Raw genomic sequence first — 23,402 nt, forward strand, 5'->3', positions numbered from 1 at the left:
TAAAGCGTCAGTTACGGCAACTGCAGCGGATAGATGGGAAGATGAAGCTCCTGCAGGGGTTTTTCAAGCTTTTGCTTGTCGCCCACCACCACGATCACCATGTCGGCCGGATTGAGCCAACGGGCAGCACTGGCCTTCAGTGCCTCGGGCGGCACCGTCTTGATCAGGTTGTTCTGGGCCTGCACATAGTCCGGTTTCAGGTCATACATCACCATCTGCAGCAGGAAGCCCGCCTTCTGGCCGAGAGTCTCGTAAGAGAGGGCATCCTGCTGGGAGACCGCACTGCGCATGTAGGCCAGCTCGACCGGGGTCGGGCCGCTCTTGCGGTAGTTGTCCAGCTCCTTGAGGAACTGGCGGATGGCATCGACGGTCGCGTCGCTGCGCACATTGGCGCCGGTGGCGAAGGTGCCCACCTCGCGGTTGGCGGAGAAACCCGAGCTGGCGCCGTAGGTGTAGCCCTTGTCTTCCCGCAGGTTGAGGTTGATGCGGCTGTTGAAGTTGCCACCCAGGTTGAAGTTCATCAGCCCGGCGGTGAAGTAATCCCCGGTGGTATCGAACGGCATGGCACGACGGCCGATGCGGATCACCGACTGGGGCGCCCCCGGCTTGTCGACCAGATAGATGCCCGGCTTGGCCTGCTCACCCTTGAGCTTGAGATCCCCCAGAGTCGGCGTGGCCCCCTTCCACTCGGTCAGGAAGCCAAGTTGCTCCTCGATCTGCTTCTGGTCCATATCACCGACCACCACCACTTTGGCATTGGTGGGGTTGTAGTAGGCCTGATAGAAGTGCTTCACGTCCGCCAGGGTCAGCTTGGCCACATCGGCCGGTACCCCGTCGGTAGGTTGCCCGAGGCGGTTCTGCTTGCCGTAGACCAGCTCGCGGAACGCCTGCCCGGCCAGCCACTCAGGCTGCTGCTGGGCCTGTTGCATCCCTTGCAGCAGCTGCGCCTTGACCCGCTCGAAGTCCGCCTCCCGCATGCCCGGACGTTCCAGCACCTCGCGCACCAGCGCCAGGGTCTGGGGCAACTTGTCCGCCAGCGAGCTGACGGTGATGAGGTTGTTGTACTGGGCGCTGGAGACATCGATGGAAGATCCCAGCTTTTGCAACTCGTCGCTCAGCTGAGCCTCGGTCAGGCGCACCGTACCCTGCCCCATCATGGCGGCGGTCAGATTGGCCAGCCCCAGTTGCCCTTTATCTTCGGCACGAATGCCGCCCGGCAGGGCGATCATGATGGAGACGGCCGGGATCTCGTCACTCTTGGTACCGATAATCTCGATGTTGTTGCCCTGCTTGCCGTGCCAGATGGCGGGCACCTTGACGCTCACCGCCTCGCTCGCCTTGGGCTGCACGCTGCGATCGAAATTGTCTTTTACCGGTCGTTCGGCCAGCGCCTCGTCATGCTTGCTGTAATCCGGCTGCTCGCGCTTGGCGGGGGTAAAGTTCGGGGGGGCGACCTGCCACTCGGTCTTGCCCTTGGGCACCACGCTCAGCACCACCGCCGGCTTGCCAGCGATGAACTTGTCGTAGGCGGCCTTCACCTGCTCCGGTGTCACCTTGCCGATGGCATCGAGGGTCTTGAACACATAGTTGGGATCCTGGGCAAACACCTGACCCATGGCGAGCTGGCTCACCTTGCCGGAGACGCTATCCAGACCCCAGATGGCGGAGGCGCGGTACTTGGCGATCGCCTTCTCCAGATCTTCCGGCTTGAGGCCGCGCTGGGCGAACTCGCCGATCACCTTGTCCACCTCCCCTTTGAGGGTCTTGAGGCTGCCATCCTGCGACGGATTGGGGTAGGCGTAGACGGTCAGGGTACAGGCCAGCTCTTCACAGTAGTGGGACGCCCCCACATCGATCGCCTTGCCGGTTTTCACCAGCGACTGGTAGAGCATGGAGCTGGCAGAGCCGCCGAGCACGTCGGCAAACATGTCGAGCGCCGGCTCCTGCTGATCGCCAAGGGAGACGGTGGGGTAACTGATATAGAGCAGCGGCAGGTGCACCTTGTCCTGCAGCGTCACATAGCGGGTCTCGGGCAGGCTCACCGGCGTTGGCGTCGGCTCGGCCACGTCCGGGCCACGGGGAATGGTGCCAAAATACTGCTCAATCCAGGCGAGAGCCTGCTTGCTGTCAAAGTCGCCGCCCAGGGTCAGGGTGGCATTGTTGGGGCCATACCAGCGCAGGAAGAACTGCTTGAGGTCGTTCACATCGACCCGGTCGAGATCTTCCACGTAGCCGATGGGCTGCCAGGAGTAGGGATGAGTACGCGGATAGAGCGCCTCCCCCATCTTCTCGCTCACCAGCCCGTATGGCTGGTTGTCGACCCGTTGAGCTCGTTCGTTCTTGACAGTGGCGCGCTGGATCTCGAACTTCTTCTGGCTCACCGCATCGAGCAGGAAGCCCATCCGATCTGCCTCCAGCCAGAGCACCTTCTCCAGCTGGTTGGCAGGCACCGTCTCGTAGTAGTTGGTGCGGTCCTTGTTGGTGGTGCCGTTCATGTCGCCACCGGCCTCGTTGATGATCCGCATATGCTCCTGATCACCGACGTGTTTCGAGCCCTGGAACATCATGTGTTCGAAAAAGTGGGCGAAACCGGACTTGCCGACCGTCTCGCGGGATGAGCCGACGTGATAGGTCACATCGAGGTGTACCAGCGGATCGGAACGATCGGGGGCCAGGATCACGGTCAGGCCGTTGTCCAGCTTGTACATCTGATAGGGGATGGCGAGCTTGCCCTCCTCCTTGCCCTGTTCGGCGATCAGGGTCGGTGCCGCCAGCACCGGCAGGGTGAAGCCCAGCAGAATCGTTAAAGGTATGACTTTGTTCACGGTAACCTCGTGAGTGACAAAAACAGGCTAGAAAATGTGACTGGCCAGCAGAAAAACCAGGGCATAACGGAACAATTTGCCGAGCCCGATCAAAATGAGAGAGCGCCAGAAGGAGAGGCGCAGCCAACCGGCCAACAGACAGAGACCATCACCGACCACCGGCGTCCAGGCAAGCAGCAGACACCAGTGACCATGTTGTTTGAGCCAGCCTAGGGCTTTTTGTTCCCCACGGCCTTGAAAATCTTCCGGTTTCTTCTTGAAGGTGGCAAGCCAGCCGAGCCACCAGGTGGTCATGGAGCCGAGGGTATTGCCCAGCGTCGCCCACAGCAGCAGGCTGGCCATGCTCCACTCCCCCTTGGCCGCCATCGCCCCCAGCAGCACCTCGGAGCTGCCGGGCAGCAGGGTGGCGGAGGTAAAAGCACTCAGAAACAGCCAACCGAGCCCCATCTCCATCATCTCGCTCATTCGGGATAGCCATCGGCGGCGGGCATCCGCAGCAACAGCTTGCCGCGCACATGGCCCCCTTCGATGACCTTGTGGGCCTGCGCGCCCTCGGCCAGGGAGAATTCACCAGCGAGGGTGACCTTCACCTCTCCCTGACGCAGCAGCGTCAGCATTTGGCTCAACTGCTTCTGATCGGGATGCACCAGCATGCCGAGCACCTCGATACCGGCCGCCGCCCCGGCATCCTTGATCAACTGGGCGGTGATGGTGGGTACCGTCACCAGACGGCCACCCGGCTTGACGCAGGCGAGCGCCGCCTTGCCGCTCTCGCCACCCACCAGATCCAGCACCAGATCGACCTGACCGGCCTCAGCCACCACCCGTGCTGGCCAGTTCGCATCGTGGTAATCCACCCTCCAGTTTGCCCCCAGTGCGTGCAGAAAGTCATGGTTGTCAGGGCTGGCGGTGGCCACCACCTCAGCGCCATAGGCATAGGCAAACTGCACCGCAAGATGGCCGACACCACCGGCACCGGCGAGGATCAATACCCGATGACCGCTCTGGAGGCCACCGTGCTCAAGCAGCCCCTGCCAGGCGGTGAGACCGGCCAGTGGCAGCGCCGCCCCCTGCTGCAGGCTCACCCCGTCGAGCTTGACCAGCTCGCTCTCGCTTGCCACCACAGACTCCCCGTAGCCACCGGCGGTGAGGGGAAAACCGACCATGCCGCACACCCGATCCCCCTCGACCAGCGAGGTCACGCCGGGGCCCACCTTCTCCACCACGCCGGAGACGTCATAACCCGGCGTCCAGGGCAGCTTGTCCTTGTTTTGCGCTGCCGCCCAGCCGAGGCCGGCGCGGGTCTTGGCATCGATGGGATTCACCCCCGCAAAGCAAATGCGCACCCGCACTTCGCCATCGGCTGGCGCCTTATCGAGGGAAGGGTTGAGCTTGAGTACCGAGGGGTCACCGAATGCGGTAATCTGTAGTTGCGTCATTGCACAATCCATCCTGTTGATTGATCAAGGGTCAACAGAATAACAGCGAGGACACCATGGCTCGAATGTTTCTTATTCCTCTGTTGCTGGCACTGGGGTGGTGGGCGTTTCTGCTCTACTTCCGCATCCCGCTCAAACAGGGGGCCAAGGGGTTTTACTGGATCATCGGCGTGGGTGGCGGACTGGCCGCCTTCCTCAGCCTGATGATGGTGCTGACTCACTGAGGGCAAGGCCACTCGATAACGAAAAAGGCCACCGCACTCCGGTGGCCTTCTCATTATCCGGGTTGCTGCTCCAGCACCGGATTGAGGTAGTAGTGGCGATTGCTCCCCTGCCCCAGCACCCCTTGCGACAGTAGATGGTGGAACACCCGGTCCACCTCCTCCAGCGAGAGTGACAGCGCCTGCGCTACCGAGCGCTTGCTGCACTTGAGCTCACCACTCATCAAGGCACTGCGCACCTGCCCCAGTACTTCCGGGGCGGGCTCGGGGGGCATGATGGGCTCGGGCTGTGCCGCCATCGCCAGCGCCTCTTGCGCCTCTCTGCGTGCTTGATCCTGCTGCCAGTGCCAGATCCGGCGAAAGCGGTTCTCCTCGCCGATCAGGCTGACGAAGAAGGCCCCGAACACGTCGAGCAGCACCGAGAGGAAGCAGACCAGCAGGAACTGCACCTGACTGATGCTCATCCCCACCCCGTCCGCCAGACTGCTCATCAGCCCCAGCATGGAGGATTGTTCGTTGACCGGTTTGGCATCGCGCTGCTGACGCAACTCATCCTGCTGCAAGCGCAGCTTGGTGTTGGCATGCTGCAACGAGGAGACGCCACTGGAGATACGCTCCAGCTCGATGTATTTGCGGGCCGCCTCCTCGTTGAGCTGGATCTGCCGCTCGATGCTGGCGATCTGCTCGTCGAAGCGGGCAAGCTCCCGTTCGTGGCGCGCCTGCTGGCTCAGTACCGTGTTGGTGGCGCTGTTGATGCCACCAATACTGCCGCCGATGGAGATGGCCGCCAGCACGCAGTAGAACAGCAGCGACCAGAAGGCCCCCCCCAGATCCCGCCGCGCCTTGCGTTCACCGTACTCGTACCAGACGTAAAACTTGCCCAGCTCGAAAATGATCGCCAGCCCGCCAAACAGCCACTTCATCAGCGGATTGTCATCGATGGAGAGGAACAGCAGCAGGGAGAAGATGATGGAGGCCAGAATGGCCAGCCCGGTGAAACTGTATACCGTCGTCAGAGCAAACCACCCCTTGGGGTAGCGCAGTGTGGAGGAGTCCTGTGTGGTCATGATGAAGGGGTGTGCTGTGCAGGAAAAGTTGGCTGCCGATTATAGTCGCCAGACTCGCCCAGAGAAGGGCAAATGACCGAATTCCTTCAGATTGGCAACCAGCTGCCCAGAGTGCGACCAAAACGGACAAATCGGCAGCAGAAAAGCGCTACAATCCCTCCATGACTTGATCATATGGTGAGATGGGGAGCAGTTCCGCCCGGGTTCAGCTCTGGTCTGTACACTCATCCACCGTTGCAATTATCCGAGGCCATCATGAACAGTAAGACCACCTTGCTACTCTCCCTTCTTCTGGTTACCGGCAGCGCCGCGGCGACACAGCAATATCAAGAGAGCAGTGGCTCCGCATTCTCCGTCGATGAGCTTAAATTCAACCTGGACTGGGATGACAAACAGTTCGGCTGGACCCAGCACGACTGCCTCGACTTGGGTGTCGGCGACACGGCCCCGGCCGACTGCAAGGCGGTCAAGTTCAATCTGGAAGAGGATGATAACCGCAACCAGCCACCGAAAACCAACCAGGCCCCTGCCAGTTCAGAGGGTGGCCAATGACGACAGGAGTAACTTTACGATGACCCAAGCCAAACACAACCCCGTTATCCAGCGCGGCATCCTGTTGCTCTCCCTGCTGATGGCGCACGGCATCGCTGTTGCGGCACCGCCCGGCAAGAGTGACGATGGCACCAAGATCAATCTCCGCTGGGATGACAAAGAGTACGACTGGTGGCAGGACAACTGCCTGGATCTTGGCATCGGCGACAGCCGGATCAAACTCAACTGTGACAAGATGGACGGCAAGTACCGGGATCACTACAACCGCAGCATTCACAGCGGCAATAACCCGGGACAGGGTCACGACAAAAAGAAGGATAAAAACAAAGGAAACGGCAAGAAGAACTGACTATGCCCGTGCCCTATGCCACAGGGGCTTGGCGCCCCTGTGCTGCTGTTGTTTACCAGTAGTTCTCCGCACTGATATTGCCGGGCGCCCGCCGCAGGTTCTTGGCCAGTCCCAATGCCAGCAAGGTCTGCTGGGTCTCTTTCACCATCTCCGGGTTGCCACAGATCAGCACCTGACTCCGCTCGGGTGAGAAGTCCAACCCCACTCGCGCCTGCAGCTGACCATTGGCGATAGCGGCCGGGATCCTGCCAGCCATCCCATCGGGCCAGGGTTCGCGGCTGACAAAGGGGACATAACGAAAACGCTCGCCATGCTGCTCGGCAAAGCTGGCGATGAGCGACTGATAACTGAGCTCCTCCCCTTTGCGCACCCCGTGCACCAGCACCAGATTTTCGAAACGGTTGAAGGCTTCGCCATCGCCCAGCATGGAGAGGAAGGGACCGATGGCGGTGCCGGTGGCGAGCAGCCAGAGATCACGTCCGGCGGGCACCTCATCCAGCGTCAGGAAGCCGGTCGCCTGGGATTGCACCAGCAGGGTATCGCCTGCTTGCAGCGAGCCGAGGGACGGTGTCAGCTCACCGCTCGGGATCTCGACCAGATAGAACTCATGCCAGGGGGCAGAAGGAGGATTAACGAAAGAGTAGGCGCGCTGAATGCGGCGATCGCCCTGCTCGAGGGCCAGCTTGGTAAATTGGCCTGCCTTGTAGGGGGCCAGATCGGCCGCTACGCGCAGGGAGAACAGGGTGGGTGTCCATTCGATGCGTTCGATAACGCGACCTTCGACCCAGGCAGCCATAAGGATCTCCTCCAGTGGAACAGACCTTTACTCTACCCTCGGGCCCCAAAATAAAAAACCCGCGCCTAAGCGCGGGTTTTATCTGCCAATAGCGAATCGCTATTACAGAGCAACAACCTGGATCTGTACGGTTGCTTTAACGTCAGCGTGCAGCTGAACAACAACTTCGTACTCGCCGGTGTTACGCAGAACGTTGCCCATGCGGACCTCGCTCTTGGCAACAGCAACGCCGGCAGCAGTGATGGCGTCAGCCACGTCACGGGTACCGATGGAACCGAACAGCTTGCCTTCGTCGCCAGATTTGGAGGCGATAACCACGGCAGCCAGTTCACCCAGCTTGGCAGCGCGCTCTTCAGCGGCAGCTTTACCGGCAGCCAGCTTGGCTTCCAGTTCAGCACGGCGAGCATCGAAAGTCTCGATGTTAGCCTTGGTAGCCATAACGGCTTTGCCTTGCGGGATCAGATAGTTACGGGCGTAGCCAGCTTTAACAGCGACTTGATCACCCAGACCGCCCAGTTTGGCGATTTTGTCGAGCAGGATAACTTGCATTACCTTTCCTCTAGAGAAGTTGAGTTAGGCTTAAGTGCCGGACCGATTCTTACTTGTTGTGCAGATCGGTGTACGGCAGCAGAGCCAGGTAACGAGCACGCTTGATGGCGCGTGCCAGCTGACGCTGATACTTGGCGCGGGTACCGGTGATACGGCTCGGTACGATCTTGCCAGATTCAGTGACGTAGTTTTTCAGAGTAACGATATCTTTGTAGTCGATCTCGGTAACGTTCTCGGCGGTGAAGCGGCAGAACTTACGACGACGGAAATAACGTGCCATGGCCTTTATCCTCTATTCAGTGATCCAGAATTACTCTTCGGAAGCAGCTTCGGTAGTAGCTTCTTCACGGCGCTCGTCGTCACGACGGACAAAACGCTCTTCCTTGGCCTTGGCCATCGGAGAAACTTCAGTCACAGCGTGCTTGGTGCGCATGATCATGTTGCGGATAACGGCATCGTTGAAGCGGAAGTTGGTTTCCAGCTCATCGATAACGGCTTGCTCTGCTTCTACGTTCATCAGAACGTAGTGGGCTTTGTGCAGTTTGTCGATCGGGTAAGCCAGCTGACGACGGCCCCAATCTTCCAGGCGATGAATGGTACCACCGGAGGTGGTGATGGCGCCGGTGTAACGCTCGATCATGCCGGGAACTTGCTCGCTCTGGTCCGGATGAACCATGAAGACGATTTCGTAATGACGCATTTTAGCTCCTTACGGATTAATTCAGCCTCCGCCCAGGTGCAGCCAGACCTCGGAGGCAAGGAACATAAAGGTGTTTAGTCGCTGCTTTTCTAGGGCGGCGTATTGTACAAAATCACATCCTTCACTGCAACTGACTGCCTCAAATGTTTTTCCCGATGGAAATCATCACAAACAACAATTGATAATAGTTATCATTTATTCCCATTCTCTCTCCATATCCTGATGGAGGGTGATGCCATGCAACCCGCACTGACGACGATCCCGACCCGCAAATTCAAACTGACCCTGCTCGGGCCTGCCTTTATCGCCGCCATCGGTTACATCGATCCGGGCAACTTCGCCACCAATATCCAGGCGGGCTCCACGTTTGGCTATCAGCTGCTGTGGGTGGTGGAGTGGGCCAACCTGATGGCCATGGTGATGCAGACCCTGTCAGCCAAGCTCGGCATCGTCACCGGCAATAATCTGGCAGAGCACATCCGCGACCGACTGCCAAAACCGGCGGTCCAGGCCTACTGGGTGCAGGCAGAGATCATCGCCATGGCCACCGTTCTCGCCGAATTTATCGGCGCCGCAGTCGGCTTCAAGCTGCTGCTTGGCGTGACCTTGCTTGAAGGGGCCTGTATCACCGCCGTAGTGACCTGGGGGATCCTGATGCTGCAATCCCGTGGCCAGAAACCGCTGGAGTTGGTGGTCGGCAGCCTGTTGCTGTTTGTCGCGGCGGCCTACATCGTCGAGCTGATCTTCTCCCGCCCCCATCTGCCCAGCCTGCTGGAGGGCGCCCTCTTCCCCGGTCTGCCCAACAGTGATGCCGTCTATCTGGCTGCCGGTGTGCTCGGTGCCACCGTGATGCCCCACGTTATCTACCTGCACTCGGCACTGACCCAGCACACGCAGGATCAGGGCTCGGTCAGCCAGCGGCTGCACACCACCCGGGTCGATGTGGCGATTGCCATGACCATCGCCAGCTTCGTCAATCTGGCGATGATGGCGATGGCGGCCGCCGCGTTCCACAGCTCGGGCCACCAGCAGGTAGCGGAGCTGGAATCCGCCTATCAGACCCTCACTCCGCTGCTGGGTCAGGCTGCAGCCACCCTGTTTGGCCTCTCGCTGGTCGCCTCCGGCATCAGCGCTACCGTGGTGGGTACCCTGGCCGGGCAGGTTGTGATGCAGGGCTTTGTCCGCTTTACCATCCCGCTCTGGCTGCGTCGCGCCATCACCATGGCGCCTGCCTTCGTGGTGATCGCCATGGGCTTCAACACCACAGAAATTCTGGTGTTGAGTCAGGTGATCCTCAGTTTTGGTATCGCGCTCGCGCTCATTCCCCTGCTGATCCTGACCGGCGACCGCGCGCTGATGGGGGAGCATCGCAACCACCCGCTGACGCAGGCCGTTGGCCGCCTGATCGTGGCGCTGGTGATCGGCCTCAACGCCTACCTGCTGGTCGCCATGATCTAGCGAACCACCAAGCGGAAGAGAAGGCTCATTAACACTGGTTAATGAGCCCTTTCGCACTTTGGCGTATGCTGGCCGCTTTCTCTTCTCATTTATCGTTGCGGGAGCCTTGCCATGGAACATACCCGAGCCAGCTTCGTGCTGGGCCATCATCAGGAGCAAGCCAGCGTGGTCTGCTGCCAGCGTGGCGACACCACACTGCTGGTCACCGACCTCACCCCCTTTCATCCCCAGAGCCACCTCTGGCCCGATCAGCCGGGGGATGTGGGCAATGCTCGCTGGGAAGGGGGCGAATCCGCCATTGGCCCTTGTCGGATGGGGGCCATCAGCCCGGATGGCGAGCTGTTCGTCGATACTGCGATTCCGGTAAAACGGGGGGCTGAAGAGTGGCGTTTCGTGGTAGTCCACCCACTGACCGGAGACCACGCTCTGGCCGTTGGCAGCCAGGTCGAATTGCAAGTAGATAGCGCTGCCCGCCACGCCCTGAGTCTGGGCCATAGCGGCTGCCATCTGGCCGCGCTGGCGCTCAATCGAGTGCTAACTCCCTACTGGCGCAAGGAGGTAAGCGAGCGTGATGCTCTGGGCCAGCCCGACTTCGACCGCCTCGCCATCCAGCGTTCACGGGTCGAGCCTATGGGCTCACGCGAGCAGTACCGTATCGGCAAGAGCCTGCGCAAGAAAGGGGTCAATAGCGAGGCGCTGCTGGCGGATCTGGCGCTGATTGAAGAAAAGGTCAATCAGCAGCTGGCCGACTGGATCGCAGCCGGGGGCGAGATCCATCGCAGCCGCGCTGGCGAGGCGATCATCGATTCCCGTTACTGGCACTGCATGCTGGAAGGCCAGGAGGTGACCATCCCCTGTGGCGGCACCCATGTTACCTCGCTCGCCGAGTTGGGAGAGGTCAAGGTAGAGCTCACTCTGGTGGAAGAGGGCTTTACCATGCTGACCCGGGTCACACCAACCGGTGCATGAGTAAGCAGGGTTAACCACTCAGGGGCACGCTGAGAACGGGCAATTAAGAAAAGTACCGCCGAGAGGGGCAGCATCATGCCCCTTCAACGCCAGCCATGACAGAGCGAGCTGCTTCTCTTTTAACCACTCCCTGATTAGAATGCGCCTCCCACAGGAGGCACATCACATGAGTAGTACCCAACTGCGCACCACCTCGGATAGACTTCGTTATCTGGTTCTCTACGAAGGCATAGGTCTGGCACTGGTCGCACCGCTGATCAGCCAGCTGTTTGGTCAGGGCGTCGCCGAGGTCGGTTCGCTGGCCATCTTCTTCTCCATCGTCGCCACCGCCTGGACCTACGGCTGGAACCTGTCGTTCGACAAGGGGTTACTCAAACTGTGCGGACGTACCAACAAGCAGCCACTGGATCGCTTCCTGCATGCGTTTGGCTATGAGGCGAGCTTTATGATGCTATCCCTCCCCTGCGTCATGTTCTGGCTCGATCTGGGCCTGTGGGACGCCCTGATGCTGGATCTCGGCTTTGTCGCCTTCTACCTCGTCTACATCATGGTCTTTACCTGGGCCTATGAGCGGATCTGGCCGCTGCCCTCCAGCCCGCAGACGGCATGAGGCCTCAGCCGCAGCGAGGCCGACAGAAGGAACCGAAAAAGCGGGAAAAGTCAGGGAGTACTAACCGGAAGGATGGGAGAAAACCATAAAAACAATGCCAGTCAGCGAGCTGACTGGCATTGGACAAAACAGACTTTCGAACTTACTTGACAGCGTCTTTCAGAGCCTTGCCAGCCACGAATGAAGGCACGTTGGCAGCAGCAATCTGGATCTCTTGACCAGTTTGCGGGTTACGACCGGTGCGGCCTGCGCGGTGGGTGACCTTGAAGGTGCCAAAACCGACCAGTTGCACAGCATCGCCTTCTTTCAAGCTCTGGGTAATACCATTGATGATCTCTTCCAGAGCCACTTTGGCCTGAGCTTTGCTCAGATCTGCTTTGGCGGCAATCGCATCGACAAGTTGAGCTTTGTTCATAACATTTCCTTTATGATCGGGCATTTAGCGCTGGGTCACTCTATGCAAAAAAAAACGCACAGGCAAAGGCTTTATCGAGGCTGACGGGTTAAACGCTGGGGTTTTCATCAAGATCTGCGGAAATAATCACATTCCGCGCCAGCAAAATAGCTGGCGGGCCCAAAACCTGCTTGCGGCAAGTCCCTCCGTCTGCTTATTTCTTCCCCGCTTAACAATATCCCGGCAAGCCTATTGACGCTTGGTCATATTTTCCATAGTTATAGGTATTGTCACCGCTCAAACGACTTGGAAGCCCCATCAAACGCCAAGCCTTTGCCCCATGGAGGGATTATGTTGACCAAACTGGAACAAACCAAACAGGCGCTGGCAGGCAAGCATAAGGCAATCGATGACTGGCTGGATGCCCGGCAAGCGTTGCTGGTTGAATATATGCGACTGGCGGGCCTCACCCCGGCTCGAACCAAACAGCGCTGCCTGCCCAAGCAGGAGGAGTTGCAGCACTTCTGCGACCGCCTGGTCGACTATGTCAGCGCCGGTCATTTCGAAATCTACCACCACGTCGTTACCGCTTTCGAACAGGCCAGCGGCGAAACACTGGAGCTGGCCAAACGGATTTATCCCCATATTCGTGCCACTACCGAGTTTGCCCTCGAATTCAACGACAAATACAGCGATGCCGACGAGGCCCAACTGCTGCTGCTCGATGAGGACCTCAACGAGTTGGGCCAGGTACTGGAAGATCGCTTCAAACAGGAAGATCGTCTGGTCAAGGCACTCCATGTGGTGGAGTCCCTCAGCACCCAGCAAGCTTGATTGCTATTTTCGGAGCAAGTTCAAGATACTGGCAGCCAAGGTCGATTACACTCGATGTAATGATTCACAGTGTCCAGCAGATTGCATACTAGGAGATGAGCATGTCTGAGCGCCGCCGTTTTGCACGGATCCTCTATTTGACCACGGCTGAACTCACCCAAGGGGAGCAAAAGTGGCAGACTCAGCTTGTCGATATATCGCTGCAGGGCGCCCTGCTAATCCGCCCGGATGATTGGGAGAGTCGTGACAACAAGGAGTACCAGCTCAGTTTTGTCCTGAGTGGCAGCGACATCAAGATCAAAATGCAGGTCGAGCTGAACCATGAGGCCAGCAAGAAGCTGGGGTTCTACTGCCACCACATCGACATTGACAGCGCCACTCATCTCAAGCGGATGATAGAACTCAACGTGGGTGACGAAGAGCTGCTGCATCGGGAGCTGGAACAACTGCTAAACGAACACCAGGAACACAGTCAGTCGTAATGACGTCCGGCCAGAATGAAAGTGTGCTCTGGTGCTCTTTTTCCGTTCATTCAGTCTCTATTTCTACGGCTATAGAGCCTCGAGTGCATCAGACAGCTTCTTGACCGGTACCACTTCCATCCCCTCGATGGGGTGTTTGGGGGCATTGGCCTGTGGCACGATGGCGCGACGGAAGCCATGCTTGGCAGCCTCCTGCAGTCGCTCCTGACCAGACGGGACGGGGCGGATCTCCCCTGAGAGCCCTACTTCGCCAAACACCACCAGATCCTTGGGCAGCGCCTGATCCCGAAAACTGGAAACCATCGCCAGCAGCAACGCCAGGTCAGCACTGGTCTCTTCCACCTTGACCCCGCCGACCACATTGATAAAGACATCCTGATCCGCCATCTGCAGACCCCCATGGCGGTGCAGCACCGCCAGCAGCATGGCGAGCCGGTTGTGATCCATTCCCACCGCCACCCGGCGCGGATTGGAGAGCTGGGAGTAATCCACCAGCGCCTGTAACTCCACCAGCAGCGGCCGGGTGCCTTCCCAGATCACCATGACGATGGAGCCGGGCGCCTGATCCTGACCGCGACTAAGGAAGATGGCAGAGGGATTGCTCACCTCTCGCATCCCCTGTTCGGTCATGGCAAATACCCCGAGCTCGTTGACCGCCCCGAAGCGGTTTTTGTGGGAACGCAGGGTTCGAAAACGGGAATCATGACCACCGTCGAGCAGTACCGAGCAGTCGATACAGTGCTCCAGCACCTTGGGGCCAGCCAGGCTGCCATCCTTGGTCACGTGGCCCACCATGAAGATGGCGACATGATTCTGCTTGGCATAGCGGGTCAGCAAAGCCGCAGCCTCTCGGACCTGGGAGACAGAGCCAGGGGAAGATTGCACATCCGCCACATGCATCACCTGAATGGAGTCGATCACCATGATCTGTGGCTGTTCCTGCTGGGCAATCAGGCAAATCTGCTCTACGCTGGTCTCGGAGAGCATACGCAGCTTGTCGGTGGGCAGACCAAGGCGGTTAGCCCGCATTGCCACCTGCTGGAGCGACTCCTCACCGGTGACATAGAGGGTCTTCATCCGCTCTGCCAGACCGCACATGGTCTGCAACAGCAGAGTCGATTTGCCTGCCCCCGGGTTGCCACCGATCAGAATCGCCGAGCCGGGCACCACGCCGCCGCCAAGCACCCGATCCAGCTCCTTGAAACCGGAAGTAAAACGGGGGATTTCGGTGGTGGCGATCTCTGCCAATGTCTGGACCTGGCTGCCGACCGCTCCGGCATAACCGGTGTAACGGGCACTCCTGCCAGCGGGAGTGACCGAGCCAAGACGCACCTCGGTGATGGTATTCCACTCCTTGCACTCGCTGCATTGACCTTGCCAGCGAGTGAAGTCGGCACCACATTCGGAACAAACATAAGCAGTTTTATTTTTAGCCATTGATAACTCGGGGACAGGATGAATTCCTGCTTGATATACTTGTTTGCGACCGACAGATCAAACCCAGAATCGGAAAAGTGACTTTCCGTGGCAGGAACACATGGATTCAGCACACCAGCAACATCTGATTGAACAACTTGTCCCCCTGCTGCGGGAGAAAGATTTCGACGAGATCTTCAACCGTCTGACCCAGGACGAGAACAGCAACGGCCGTTTTCTGATCAAGATGGAGCTCAATCGCAAATGCTCCTCCTGCCGCAGGGTTATCGACATGCGCGATGAGCTTGAGGACGAGTGCCTGGTGCACGAGTTCGACGGTATCACCCACTTTATGCCGGCCGAGGCGATCGGCCTGTTTCAGTCACAGTGCTATCTCTACCGCGACGCCTACACCCTTGGCGTTTACGAAGCGCTGCAGCAATGGCAAAAAAACCATCACCACGCCAGGGTGGATGGACGGCTGTCCCCCCCCGTCAGCCCCTTCCGGCAATACGACGTCAACCCCATCATCTTTGCCAGTTACTACGGGCGACGGCAGGAGCGGATGCACTTCAGCTCGCCCTTGCTCATCAAACTTCATGATGGGGAGAAGCTGTTCGCCAAAAGTTCCGATCTTTCCCTCGGTGGTATGAGAGTTTCAGTCCCTTATTTGCCCAATTACCAGACCGGCGCTCAGGTAGAGGTCTTTTTCACCGGGCTGGTGCGGGACCACCCCAATCCGGTACTGCATCAGCCGGTCGATTACCAGATCCTCGGAGAAGAGAGCAAGGAAGGAAAGTATTGGCTGAGGCTGGTGCGCGCCGGTGAGCAACCCGCCTTCGATACCTTCCTCAACGACTTCATCGAGGCCAACAAGATCCGCTATCGGGTCAGCGTCGACTATCTGCTCTCGGCTGCTCTCATCAAGGGATATGAGCAGTTCTATCTGCCACGGATGACCGGCATGCCGCTTTTCTTCAGTACAGGGGACAGCCCCTCACTCGAAATTGCCCTGCGCACCGAAAATAACCAGCACCTGCTGGAGTACTGGCGCGACGAGAAGAACCGCGATGCCCTGGCGGGACTCTTCAGCGCAGAGCGGATGAAACGACTCTGCCCGGCCCCCGGCACCACGACCGAAACCCTCATCTATTGCTTCACTCACACGGTGCGCAGCCATATCTATTTCTTTTCTGCCACCGCTGAGGAGCTGCGTCAGAGTGGCCTCACCGCCCTCTTTTTCCAGGTTGGCTCCCGGCGTCCCAGCTGGCGGGTCTACAAGTTTTCACTGGAGACCTGTGAACCTCATGAGGCCGATGTAGGCCAGTTGCAGGGAGTCGAGAATTCGCAATTGCAAGATATTCTGTTACTCGAACGTCTCAAGCTGATTGGGTATTGCGGCCTGCTGCAGGAGATCACTCTGGAGTCCCAATGGGAAGAGTTCCGCTCGGAGGGCGAGCTCAGCAACAATGCCAATGAACTGCAACGTTTTGGTCACGAGCCGGGTATTGCCCCCTTCGAGATTGAGTCCCTGCACTATGTCCAGCTTCGCAAGGAACTGCGCTACATCCACAAAACAGTCGTTGCAATCCATCACAACGGCAAGTCATGGCTTGGTTGGACCCGCGATATCTCGGCCCATGGCCTGCAGGTCGAACTGGAAGAGGCCTTTGCCGGCGACAAAAACGATGTGGTGACCATTGCCCTGCCCCGTCTGCAGGAGCTATCCAAAAGCATGGATCTGCAGCATCTCTCCTACCGGCTGGTTAGCCTCAACATGACTCGCACCGTGCTGCACCTCTGTATCGACGGAAATTCCGATCGCCACACCGGTCGCCAGTTCTTCAGCCTGCTGATCGAGAGCAACCAGAACAAGCTCAAGGCGGCGCAGGAGCTGCGTCGCTATCGTGGACTGGCGCGAGCCCTGCGCAATATCTATACCCATCATCTGTTTAACTCACCGGTCTATATCAACAAGCGGAAGGGGGCACCCAGGCCCGCTGCTATCGGCAAGTCACTCACCCCGCGCAGCCTGCAACGGCTGCTCACCGCCTGTGTCGAGCAACCGGAGCAGGAGAACCTCTATCCACTGTTTCAGGGGGAACTGCTTAAAGAGCTTCTTATGAACCCGTTGCGTACTATAGAACGAGAGGACAAACCGCGGGAAAATGAGGTCTACATTGCCAGCATCCAGACCAAGGCGGGCCTGCCCCTCTTCACCAGCCGCCTTGCCAGCAGCTTTAGCGGGCTAAAGGAAAAACGCCAGTTCATCGAGCAGGCACTGCAACAGGGAGAATTTTACTCGGTGCTGGTCGGTATATCCCGCACCGGACGCCCCGACACCAACTTCATCGCCAACGAACTGGACTACATCGCCAAATTCGCTATTCACAAGGCAAAGCGGTTGGAAGAGGAGCTGTGGAGTGTGGTGGGGGTTGGCGAGCTGACCGATACCACCCAGGCAACCCTGTTCCGGCTTGGTATCACGCCGCCTTCCCGCTGAATCACCGACTCGGGCGCACGATGCGCCCCATTTTTGTCATGCCGCCTGCGGATTGAGCAACCAGTCGAGGATCTGGGGGAAGTGATCCTCCAGGGCCTGTGGTGCGGTCAACATGTTGATGTGGTCATAATCAAGCCGGTTGCCATTGTCACGCCCCAAGCGGGTGTGGCGACTCTTTGAACCCATCTCGGCGCTAAAACGGTGCACATCGGTGGGATGGCCCAACACCTTGTCCGCCCTGGCCGAAATCATCCAGAGCGGCGGCCAGTTTACCCGCGCTGCCCCCTCGTCATAGGCAAAGCCGTCGTGAGGGTCCCGCCAAGGGCCACACTTGACCCAGGGGATGGTCTCCTGCAGATAGCGTAGCGGCTCGTCATCGGCACCGATCTTGAGATCCCGGGCGGCCAGAAAACCGCGGCGGCGAGCCAGCCAGGGCGCCAATCGATTCCAAATTAGATCCACCTTCAGCCAGCGCTCGGGATTGTGCACCGACACTCCCCGCTTGGTGCCAAAAAACAGCAGGCTGGCCACCTGCTCCGCCAACTCGGGGAAGCGCACCAAGGTCGAGGCCATGATGACGCCGCCCCAGGAGTGGGCCACCCAATGTACCTTGAAGCCGTGATGGTGCTCGGCAATCCAGCTATGCAGCGTTGGCAGATCCTCGGTGATCAGTTCATGCTGGCCGTGCTCCGCCTGCTCGGCGATGGTCGGGGTGCTGAGCCCCCGCCCGCGTAGATCAGCCACATAGACCTGATAGCCGTGGCGGGCCAGAAAACAGGCCAGCCCCTTGCCCGACTCGGTATAGAATATCCGGCCGTTCTCGATGGCACCGTGCACCATCAGGATCGGTTCGCCATGCACGGCGACCCGGGGTTTGATATGGCGAACATGCAGTTGATGGACGCCACAGGGGATAAACAGAGACTGCTGCAACAATTCCATTTTTATTGCTTTCCTCCTTGAAACACGGTCAGCGCTTGTCCCAGCGTCGTTCGCTGCAAGCCCGCGCAGCCAGCAGGCAGATCACCCCTTCCAGGTCGTGATGATTGAGGGTGGCAGCCGCCTGTTCCCGTACCAGCGGCTTGGCATGAATAGCAATCCCAAGGCCTGCCACCCCCATCATCTTGAGATCGTTGGCACCATCGCCGATGGCGACCGTCTGAGCTGGCCCAATGGCATACTCGGCGGCCAGTTGCTGCAGCACCTCAGCCTTGACGCTGGCATCAACGATACGCCCGCTCACCTTGCCGGTCAGCCGCTCCCCCTCTATCTCCAGCTCATTGGCGAAGATGGCATCGAGCCCCAGTGCCTGCCGCAGCTCACCGGCAAAACGGGTAAAACCGCCGGAAGCGATGGCCACCTTCCAGCCAGCCTCTTTGAGTGTATCGACCATCAGCGGCAAGCCAGGCATCCACGGCATGCTGGCTGCCACCTCGTCAAGAATGGTGACCGGCGCACCAGCCAGCAGAGCCACCCGGTTACGCAGGCTGTCGGAGAACTCCAGTTTGCCCTGCATGGCGGCAGCCGTCACTGCCGCCACCTGCTCACCGACCCCGGCTAGCCGGGCGATTTCGTCGATACACTCGATGCGGATCGCGGTCGAGTCCATATCCATCACCAGCAGCCCGGGTTCGCTCAGGGTCGGCAGCGCGGGCAGATGGCAGAGATCGATCTCCCACTCACCATTCTTGAGCACGGCCACCAGTTCGGGGGAGAAGCGATCGCAACCAAGCAGCAGCAGTGGCACACCCGCCACCTCGGCGGGAGGATAGAGGGTGGCCGTCACTCCCTGCGCTGCCAGCAGTGGCGACAGATGGGCCAGATGGGATGACCGCAGTCCCTTGCCAAACAGCACCAGCCATGCAGTCGTCAGAGGGGTCTCTGTCGGGTGCAACGCATCGGCATTGAACTGCCAGCAGGGAGAACCGGACAACAACGCGGGCCAATCGGATAACAGAGGGGGGAGCCGGGACAACAACATAAGGGATACGCCTTCCTTGGTGATCAGAGGGTTAACAATGCTGACCCAGAGTAGCGTATTGCTTTTTGCGCAGGCAAGCGCCAAGATCCTGCACTCCTTGTCCGCATGAGGTCTCGCGCTTGCAGCGTCATCTTCCAATCAAACGTATGCTCAGTCTGATAGTCGGCCTGCTGCTCGGCTGCTGGGTACTGGTTGTACTCCTTCATATGCAAGGAGAGAGCCAGGCTGCGCTGCACAGCGAAGCGCGCAGCCGGGCGCAGGCGTTGGTCGCTTATGCAGCCCGAGACATGAAGCGCTGGATCAAGGAGGAGAAGAGCAGCGAGCTGGAGCGGCTGGCGCGGGATCTGGCGGCAGAGCCGGAGATCCTCGATGCCACCCTCTACGACGGGCGCGGCATTCCCCTCGCCCAGTCAGAACAGGCGGTGCCGCTGGAGAGCCTGCTGCCCATCGGCAGCGACAACAAGTCGTTGCCGGAGCTGGGCAAGGGACGGATCCAGTTTGTGCAGGAGATCCTGGATGGCGAGCAGACCATCGGCTTCCTGCGCATCACCCTGGAAGAGCAGCAGATGCTGGCAGACAAGGACACACGGCTCAAGGTCGTGCAGGAGAAACAGCGGCTGATACTGCTGGTCGCCCTGTTGGCGGGCCTGCTCATCTCCTACGGTGTGCGCCGCAACTATATGCGGGTACGCAAGCACAAGAAAAAGTCACCCACCTCCCCGCCGCCAGCCAATGATGGCGCAAGCCAATAAACAGATAAAAAAACGGCGACCCGAAGGATCGCCGTTTTGCATCTGGAGGGTAATTATCGGAATTACTTGTCGCCCAGCAGGACGGAGTCCAGCGCGATCTCGATCATGTCGTTGAACGTCAGCTGGCGCTCTTCGGCAGTGGTCTGTTCACCGGTACGGATATGGTCGGAAACGGTACAGATGGTCAGTGCCCTGGCACCGTACTCTGCGGCCACACCGTAGATACCGGCAGCTTCCATCTCGACACCCAGGATGCCGTATTTTTCCATGACGTCGAACATGGAGGGATCCGGGGTGTAGAACAGGTCGGCGGAGAAGATGTTACCAACGCGCACCGGAGTACCCTTGTTCTTGGCAGCCTGTACCGCATTGGCAACCAGATCGAAGTCGGCGATGGCTGCGAAGTCGTGATCCTTGAAACGCAGACGGTTTACTTTGGAATCGGTGCAGGCCCCCATACCGATCACCACATCACGCAGTTTCACGTCTTCACGCACCGCACCGCAGGAACCGACGCGGATCAGGGTCTTCACACCGTAATCGGTGATCAGCTCTTTGGTGTAGATGGAGCAGGAGGGGATGCCCATACCGTGGCCCATCACGGAGATACGACGGCCCTTGTAGGTACCGGTATAGCCGAACATGTTGCGCACGTCGCAGACCTGCTCGACGTTCTCCAGGAACGTCTCGGCGATGTACTTGGCGCGCAGGGGATCGCCCGGCATCAGTACGGTATCAGCAAAGGCGCCATCTTTCGCATTGATATGAGGAGTTGCCATTCTCTTGATTCCTTCACACAGGTTGAGTTTTATTGTTGTATAAATTGCCCGCCGCCGAAGTGGCGGGCGGGTAAATTACAGGAAGCTGGTACCGTACGCCAGTTTCGGCAGACCGTGGTACGCCGCTATGCTCTGGCCGATATCGGCAAAGGTCTCGCGACGGCCGACGGAGCCGGCCTTGACCGGCTTGCCGAAGAACAGCACCGGAATGTATTCGCGGGTGTGATCGGTCCCCCCCCAGGTCGGGTCACAGCCGTGGTCGGCGGTCAGCACCACCACATCGCCATCTTGCAGCAGCGCAAACAGCTCCGGCAGACGGGAATCGAAGTACTCCAGCGCATCGGCGTAGCCCTTCACATCGCGGCGGTGGCCATAGGAGGAGTCAAAATCGACGAAGTTGGTGAACACGATAGTGTTGTCACCGGCGGCGTTCACCTCTTCCAGGGTACGATCCCACAGCTCGGTCAGACCGGTCCCTTTCACCTGCTTGGTGATGCCCTGCTGGGCATAGATGTCGGCAATCTTGCCGATGGAGACAACCTGGCCACCCGCATCCTTCATGTAATCCAGCACGGTCGGCGCTGGCGGCAGCACCGAGTAGTCGTGACGGTTGCCGGTACGTTTGAAGTTACCCTTGCCACTGCCCACGAACGGACGGGCGATGACGCGGCCGATGTTGTAGGGCTCCAGCAGCTCGCGCACGATGTGGCACAGCTCATAGAGCTTCTCGAGGCCGTAGGTCTCTTCGTGGCAGGCGATCTGGAATACGGAGTCGGCGGAGGTGTAGAGGATCGGCTTGCCGGTACGCATATGCTCTTCGCCCAGATCGTCCAGCACCTGGGTACCGGAGGCGTGGCAGTTCCCCAGATAACCGGACAAGCCCGCCTTCTCGACGATGGCATCCAGCAGCTCCTGCGGAAAGCTGTTGGTATGATCCTTGAAATAGCCCCACTCAAACAGCACGGGTACACCGGCGATTTCCCAGTGACCGGACGGGGTGTCCTTGCCGGAGGAGAGCTCCTGGGCAAAGCCGTAGGCACCGACCACCTCGATATCCTTGTTCAGCCCTGCCGGGAAGTAACCGGATGCCTGCTCACCGGCATGCCCCAGACCGAGCTTGTTGAGGTTGGGCAGGTTGAGGGCGCCACGGCCTTCAATGTCACCGGCCGCACACGCCTTGGCGATATGGCCAAGGGTGTTGGCGCCCACATCGCCGAACTTGTCGGCGTCGGCAGCAGCGCCAATACCGAAAGAGTCCATCATCAGAATAAAGGTACGTTTCATGGGTCTTCCCCTTGTTACAAATCGGCCAGGGTGATGCGGCGGTACACTTCAGGCAGTGCTTGTGGCCGCTCGCCACCAATCCGGACAGCCGCCTGCACCATGCTGGCAGCCTGAGCATACTGCTCTTCGGTTTGAGCGTGGATCATGGCGATCGGCTTGTCAGCATCAACGCGTTGACCCAGACGAATAAAATCGGTCAGACCGACCGCATAATCAAGTTTGTCACCGGCAGCGCGGCGACCGCCACCCATGGCGACCACGGCCAGACCCAGCTCGCGGGTATCCATGGCGGTGACGAAACCGCTGTTGGCCGCGAAGACAGGGCGCACGATAGATGCTTTGGGCAGGTAAGTGTCATAACGCTCCATAAAATCGGCCGGGCCACCCAGGCCGGTCACCATGCGGCCGAAGATCTCGGCCGCCTTGCCGTTATCCAGCACCGTCTGCAGCTTAGCGCGGGCATCGCGCTCGTCGCAGGCCAAGCCTGCGGAGATCAGCATCTCGGCGCACAGCGCCATGGTCACTTCGTGGATCCGCGGGTTGCGATATTCACCGGTCAGGTAACGCACCGCTTCACGCACTTCCACCGCGTTACCGGCGCTGGAGGCCAGCACCTGGTTCATGTCGGTCAAGAGCGCTGAGGTGCGGCAACCGGCCCCATTGGCCACGGCGACGATGCTTTTCGCCAGCTCTTCGGATGCCTCAAAGGTCGGCATAAAGGCGCCGGAGCCCACTTTCACATCCATCACCAGCGCTTCCAGCCCGGAGGCGAGCTTCTTGGAGAGGATGGAGCCGGTGATCATGGCGATGGATTCGACGGTGGCGGTGATGTCCCGTACTGCATAGATACGCTTGTCGGCCGGGGCAAGATCGCCGGTCTGGCCGATGATGGCGACTCCCGCCTCTTTCACTATCCTCAGGAAACGATCGTTATCGACCGAGGTTTGGTAGCCTGGAATGGCATCCAGCTTGTCTAGGGTACCGCCGGTGTGGCCCAGACCACGGCCGGAGATCATCGGCACGAAACCGCCGCACGCAGCGACCATGGGGCCAAGCATCAGAGAGACCACATCACCCACACCGCCGGTGGAGTGTTTATCGACAATCGGGCCACCCAGGTTCAGGTGATCCCAGGTCAGTACCATGCCGGAGTCACGCATGGCGCAGGTCAGGGCAACCCGCTCATCCATGGTCATGTCTTTGAAATAGACCGCCATCGCGAGCGCCGCAATCTGCCCCTCGCCGATGGTGTTGTTGGTAATACCCTGAATGAAGAATTGGATTTCTTGGGTACTGAGCGCTTCACCGTTGCGCTTCTTGCGAATAATTTCTTGAGGCAAAAACATCTTTCATTCCCTCCGCCATGACTGGCGTTACAAAAGCCGGACGCCCTGCCACAGGCCATGTGGCCGGGCATAACAGGGCGAGCCGGGCTCGCCCTC

The 23,402-nt window shown here is 59.3% G+C and carries 25 protein-coding genes; 10 read left to right on the plus strand and 15 right to left on the minus strand.

Translation table 11 applies throughout. The features are described 5' to 3' along the window. Positions 1-11 precede the first annotated feature (11 nt). The 3 genes from BN1125_RS08550 to BN1125_RS08560 are packed head-to-tail and all read right to left on the minus strand — an operon-like array spanning position 12 to position 4,264. Positions 12-2,825 (minus strand): M16 family metallopeptidase, encoded by a 2,814-nt coding sequence (locus tag BN1125_RS08550; protein ID WP_042011805.1) that lies wholly within the window; start codon positions 2,823-2,825, stop codon positions 12-14. 27 nt (positions 2,826-2,852) lie between these two features. Further along, complete coding sequence (locus BN1125_RS08555) at positions 2,853-3,290, minus strand: YqaA family protein (RefSeq protein ID WP_005348990.1); 438 nt, start codon at positions 3,288-3,290, stop codon at positions 2,853-2,855. After that, positions 3,287-4,264: an NADP-dependent oxidoreductase gene (locus tag BN1125_RS08560; protein WP_052446111.1), complete on the minus strand. Its 978-nt coding sequence runs from the start codon at positions 4,262-4,264 to the stop codon at positions 3,287-3,289. The genes BN1125_RS08555 and BN1125_RS08560 overlap by 4 nt, the downstream gene beginning before the upstream one ends. Positions 4,265-4,320: 56 nt before the next feature. On the opposite strand from BN1125_RS08560, the gene BN1125_RS19030 reads away from it, so the two are divergent. Continuing rightward, positions 4,321-4,488, plus strand: coding sequence for a hypothetical protein (locus BN1125_RS19030; RefSeq protein WP_167562313.1), 168 nt, complete (start codon positions 4,321-4,323; stop codon positions 4,486-4,488). Positions 4,489-4,541: 53 nt separating this feature from the next. Here the strand turns inward: BN1125_RS19030 and BN1125_RS08565 are convergent, their stop codons facing one another. Continuing rightward, the gene (locus tag BN1125_RS08565) at positions 4,542-5,552 is read right to left on the minus strand and encodes a hypothetical protein (protein WP_042011807.1); all 1,011 of its coding nucleotides are present in this window, start codon (positions 5,550-5,552) and stop codon (positions 4,542-4,544) included. A 255-nt stretch (positions 5,553-5,807) separates the two neighbouring features. Between BN1125_RS08565 and BN1125_RS08570 the strand changes: the two genes are divergently transcribed. Both BN1125_RS08570 and BN1125_RS08575 read left to right on the plus strand, forming a co-directional pair. Continuing rightward, positions 5,808-6,104, plus strand: coding sequence for a hypothetical protein (locus tag BN1125_RS08570; RefSeq protein WP_042011809.1), 297 nt, complete (start codon positions 5,808-5,810; stop codon positions 6,102-6,104). Between the two features lie 19 nt (positions 6,105-6,123). Continuing rightward, entirely contained in the window at positions 6,124-6,453 is a 330-nt protein-coding gene (locus tag BN1125_RS08575; RefSeq protein WP_042011810.1) for a hypothetical protein, read from the plus strand. A 52-nt stretch (positions 6,454-6,505) separates the two neighbouring features. On the opposite strand, the gene BN1125_RS08580 is transcribed toward BN1125_RS08575, so the two are convergent. From BN1125_RS08580 to rpsF, 4 genes are all read right to left on the minus strand, one after another. Continuing rightward, positions 6,506-7,249 carry a ferredoxin--NADP reductase gene (locus BN1125_RS08580; RefSeq protein ID WP_042011811.1) on the minus strand — a complete coding sequence of 248 codons (744 nt, stop codon included), beginning with the start codon at positions 7,247-7,249 and terminating at the stop codon, positions 6,506-6,508. A 102-nt stretch (positions 7,250-7,351) separates the two neighbouring features. Further along, the gene (gene rplI, locus BN1125_RS08585) at positions 7,352-7,798 is read right to left on the minus strand and encodes a 50S ribosomal protein L9 (RefSeq protein ID WP_042011812.1); all 447 of its coding nucleotides are present in this window, start codon (positions 7,796-7,798) and stop codon (positions 7,352-7,354) included. 49 nt (positions 7,799-7,847) lie between these two features. After that, positions 7,848-8,078: a 30S ribosomal protein S18 gene (gene rpsR, locus BN1125_RS08590; protein WP_005313392.1), complete on the minus strand. Its 231-nt coding sequence runs from the start codon at positions 8,076-8,078 to the stop codon at positions 7,848-7,850. 30 nt (positions 8,079-8,108) lie between these two features. Then, positions 8,109-8,498, minus strand: a complete 390-nt coding sequence (gene rpsF, locus BN1125_RS08595) for a 30S ribosomal protein S6 (RefSeq protein WP_042011813.1) — start codon at positions 8,496-8,498, stop codon at positions 8,109-8,111. Between the two features lie 237 nt (positions 8,499-8,735). Between rpsF and BN1125_RS08600 the strand changes: the two genes are divergently transcribed. The 3 genes from BN1125_RS08600 to BN1125_RS08610 all read left to right on the plus strand — a co-directional run bounded on the left by BN1125_RS08600 (position 8,736) and on the right by BN1125_RS08610 (position 11,535). Continuing rightward, positions 8,736-9,956 (plus strand): Nramp family divalent metal transporter, encoded by a 1,221-nt coding sequence (locus BN1125_RS08600; protein ID WP_042011814.1) that lies wholly within the window; start codon positions 8,736-8,738, stop codon positions 9,954-9,956. A 111-nt stretch (positions 9,957-10,067) separates the two neighbouring features. Next, positions 10,068-10,925, plus strand: coding sequence for an alanyl-tRNA editing protein (locus tag BN1125_RS08605; RefSeq protein ID WP_042011815.1), 858 nt, complete (start codon positions 10,068-10,070; stop codon positions 10,923-10,925). Positions 10,926-11,091: 166 nt separating this feature from the next. Beyond that, positions 11,092-11,535, plus strand: a complete 444-nt coding sequence (locus tag BN1125_RS08610) for a PACE efflux transporter (RefSeq protein ID WP_052446113.1) — start codon at positions 11,092-11,094, stop codon at positions 11,533-11,535. Positions 11,536-11,677: 142 nt separating this feature from the next. Here BN1125_RS08610 and BN1125_RS08615 read toward each other — a convergent pair whose 3' ends face one another. Further along, positions 11,678-11,950: an HU family DNA-binding protein gene (locus BN1125_RS08615; RefSeq protein ID WP_042011816.1), complete on the minus strand. Its 273-nt coding sequence runs from the start codon at positions 11,948-11,950 to the stop codon at positions 11,678-11,680. Between the two features lie 330 nt (positions 11,951-12,280). Between BN1125_RS08615 and BN1125_RS08620 the strand changes: the two genes are divergently transcribed. Both BN1125_RS08620 and BN1125_RS08625 read left to right on the plus strand, forming a co-directional pair. Continuing rightward, positions 12,281-12,763: an Rsd/AlgQ family anti-sigma factor gene (locus BN1125_RS08620; RefSeq protein WP_042011817.1), complete on the plus strand. Its 483-nt coding sequence runs from the start codon at positions 12,281-12,283 to the stop codon at positions 12,761-12,763. Between the two features lie 101 nt (positions 12,764-12,864). Next, on the plus strand, positions 12,865-13,245 hold the full coding sequence (locus BN1125_RS08625; RefSeq protein ID WP_042011818.1) for a PilZ domain-containing protein: 381 nt from the start codon (positions 12,865-12,867) through the stop codon (positions 13,243-13,245). A gap of 69 nt (positions 13,246-13,314) precedes the next feature. On the opposite strand, the gene radA is transcribed toward BN1125_RS08625, so the two are convergent. Then, complete coding sequence (gene radA / locus BN1125_RS08630; RefSeq protein ID WP_042011819.1) at positions 13,315-14,682, minus strand: DNA repair protein RadA; 1,368 nt, start codon at positions 14,680-14,682, stop codon at positions 13,315-13,317. Positions 14,683-14,782: 100 nt separating this feature from the next. On the opposite strand from radA, the gene BN1125_RS08635 reads away from it, so the two are divergent. Further along, complete coding sequence (locus BN1125_RS08635; RefSeq protein ID WP_042011823.1) at positions 14,783-17,164, plus strand: PilZ domain-containing protein; 2,382 nt, start codon at positions 14,783-14,785, stop codon at positions 17,162-17,164. 36 nt (positions 17,165-17,200) lie between these two features. On the opposite strand, the gene BN1125_RS08640 is transcribed toward BN1125_RS08635, so the two are convergent. Next, positions 17,201-18,106, minus strand: a complete 906-nt coding sequence (locus BN1125_RS08640; protein WP_042011826.1) for an alpha/beta fold hydrolase — start codon at positions 18,104-18,106, stop codon at positions 17,201-17,203. 28 nt (positions 18,107-18,134) lie between these two features. Next, the gene (gene serB / locus BN1125_RS08645; RefSeq protein ID WP_042011828.1) at positions 18,135-19,145 is read right to left on the minus strand and encodes a phosphoserine phosphatase SerB; all 1,011 of its coding nucleotides are present in this window, start codon (positions 19,143-19,145) and stop codon (positions 18,135-18,137) included. 146 nt (positions 19,146-19,291) lie between these two features. On the opposite strand from serB, the gene BN1125_RS08650 reads away from it, so the two are divergent. Next, positions 19,292-19,897: an AhpA/YtjB family protein gene (locus tag BN1125_RS08650; protein WP_042011977.1), complete on the plus strand. Its 606-nt coding sequence runs from the start codon at positions 19,292-19,294 to the stop codon at positions 19,895-19,897. 62 nt (positions 19,898-19,959) lie between these two features. On the opposite strand, the gene deoD is transcribed toward BN1125_RS08650, so the two are convergent. The 3 genes from deoD to deoA all read right to left on the minus strand — a co-directional run bounded on the left by deoD (position 19,960) and on the right by deoA (position 23,306). Beyond that, entirely contained in the window at positions 19,960-20,676 is a 717-nt protein-coding gene (gene deoD / locus BN1125_RS08655) for a purine-nucleoside phosphorylase (RefSeq protein ID WP_042011830.1), read from the minus strand. Positions 20,677-20,751: 75 nt separating this feature from the next. Next, positions 20,752-21,960, minus strand: a complete 1,209-nt coding sequence (locus BN1125_RS08660) for a phosphopentomutase (RefSeq protein ID WP_042011831.1) — start codon at positions 21,958-21,960, stop codon at positions 20,752-20,754. A gap of 14 nt (positions 21,961-21,974) precedes the next feature. Beyond that, positions 21,975-23,306: a thymidine phosphorylase gene (gene deoA, locus BN1125_RS08665; protein WP_042011832.1), complete on the minus strand. Its 1,332-nt coding sequence runs from the start codon at positions 23,304-23,306 to the stop codon at positions 21,975-21,977. Positions 23,307-23,402: the final 96 nt, after the last annotated feature.

The organism is Aeromonas fluvialis (assembly GCF_000819885.1).
GTDB lineage: Bacteria > Pseudomonadota > Gammaproteobacteria > Enterobacterales > Aeromonadaceae > Aeromonas > Aeromonas fluvialis.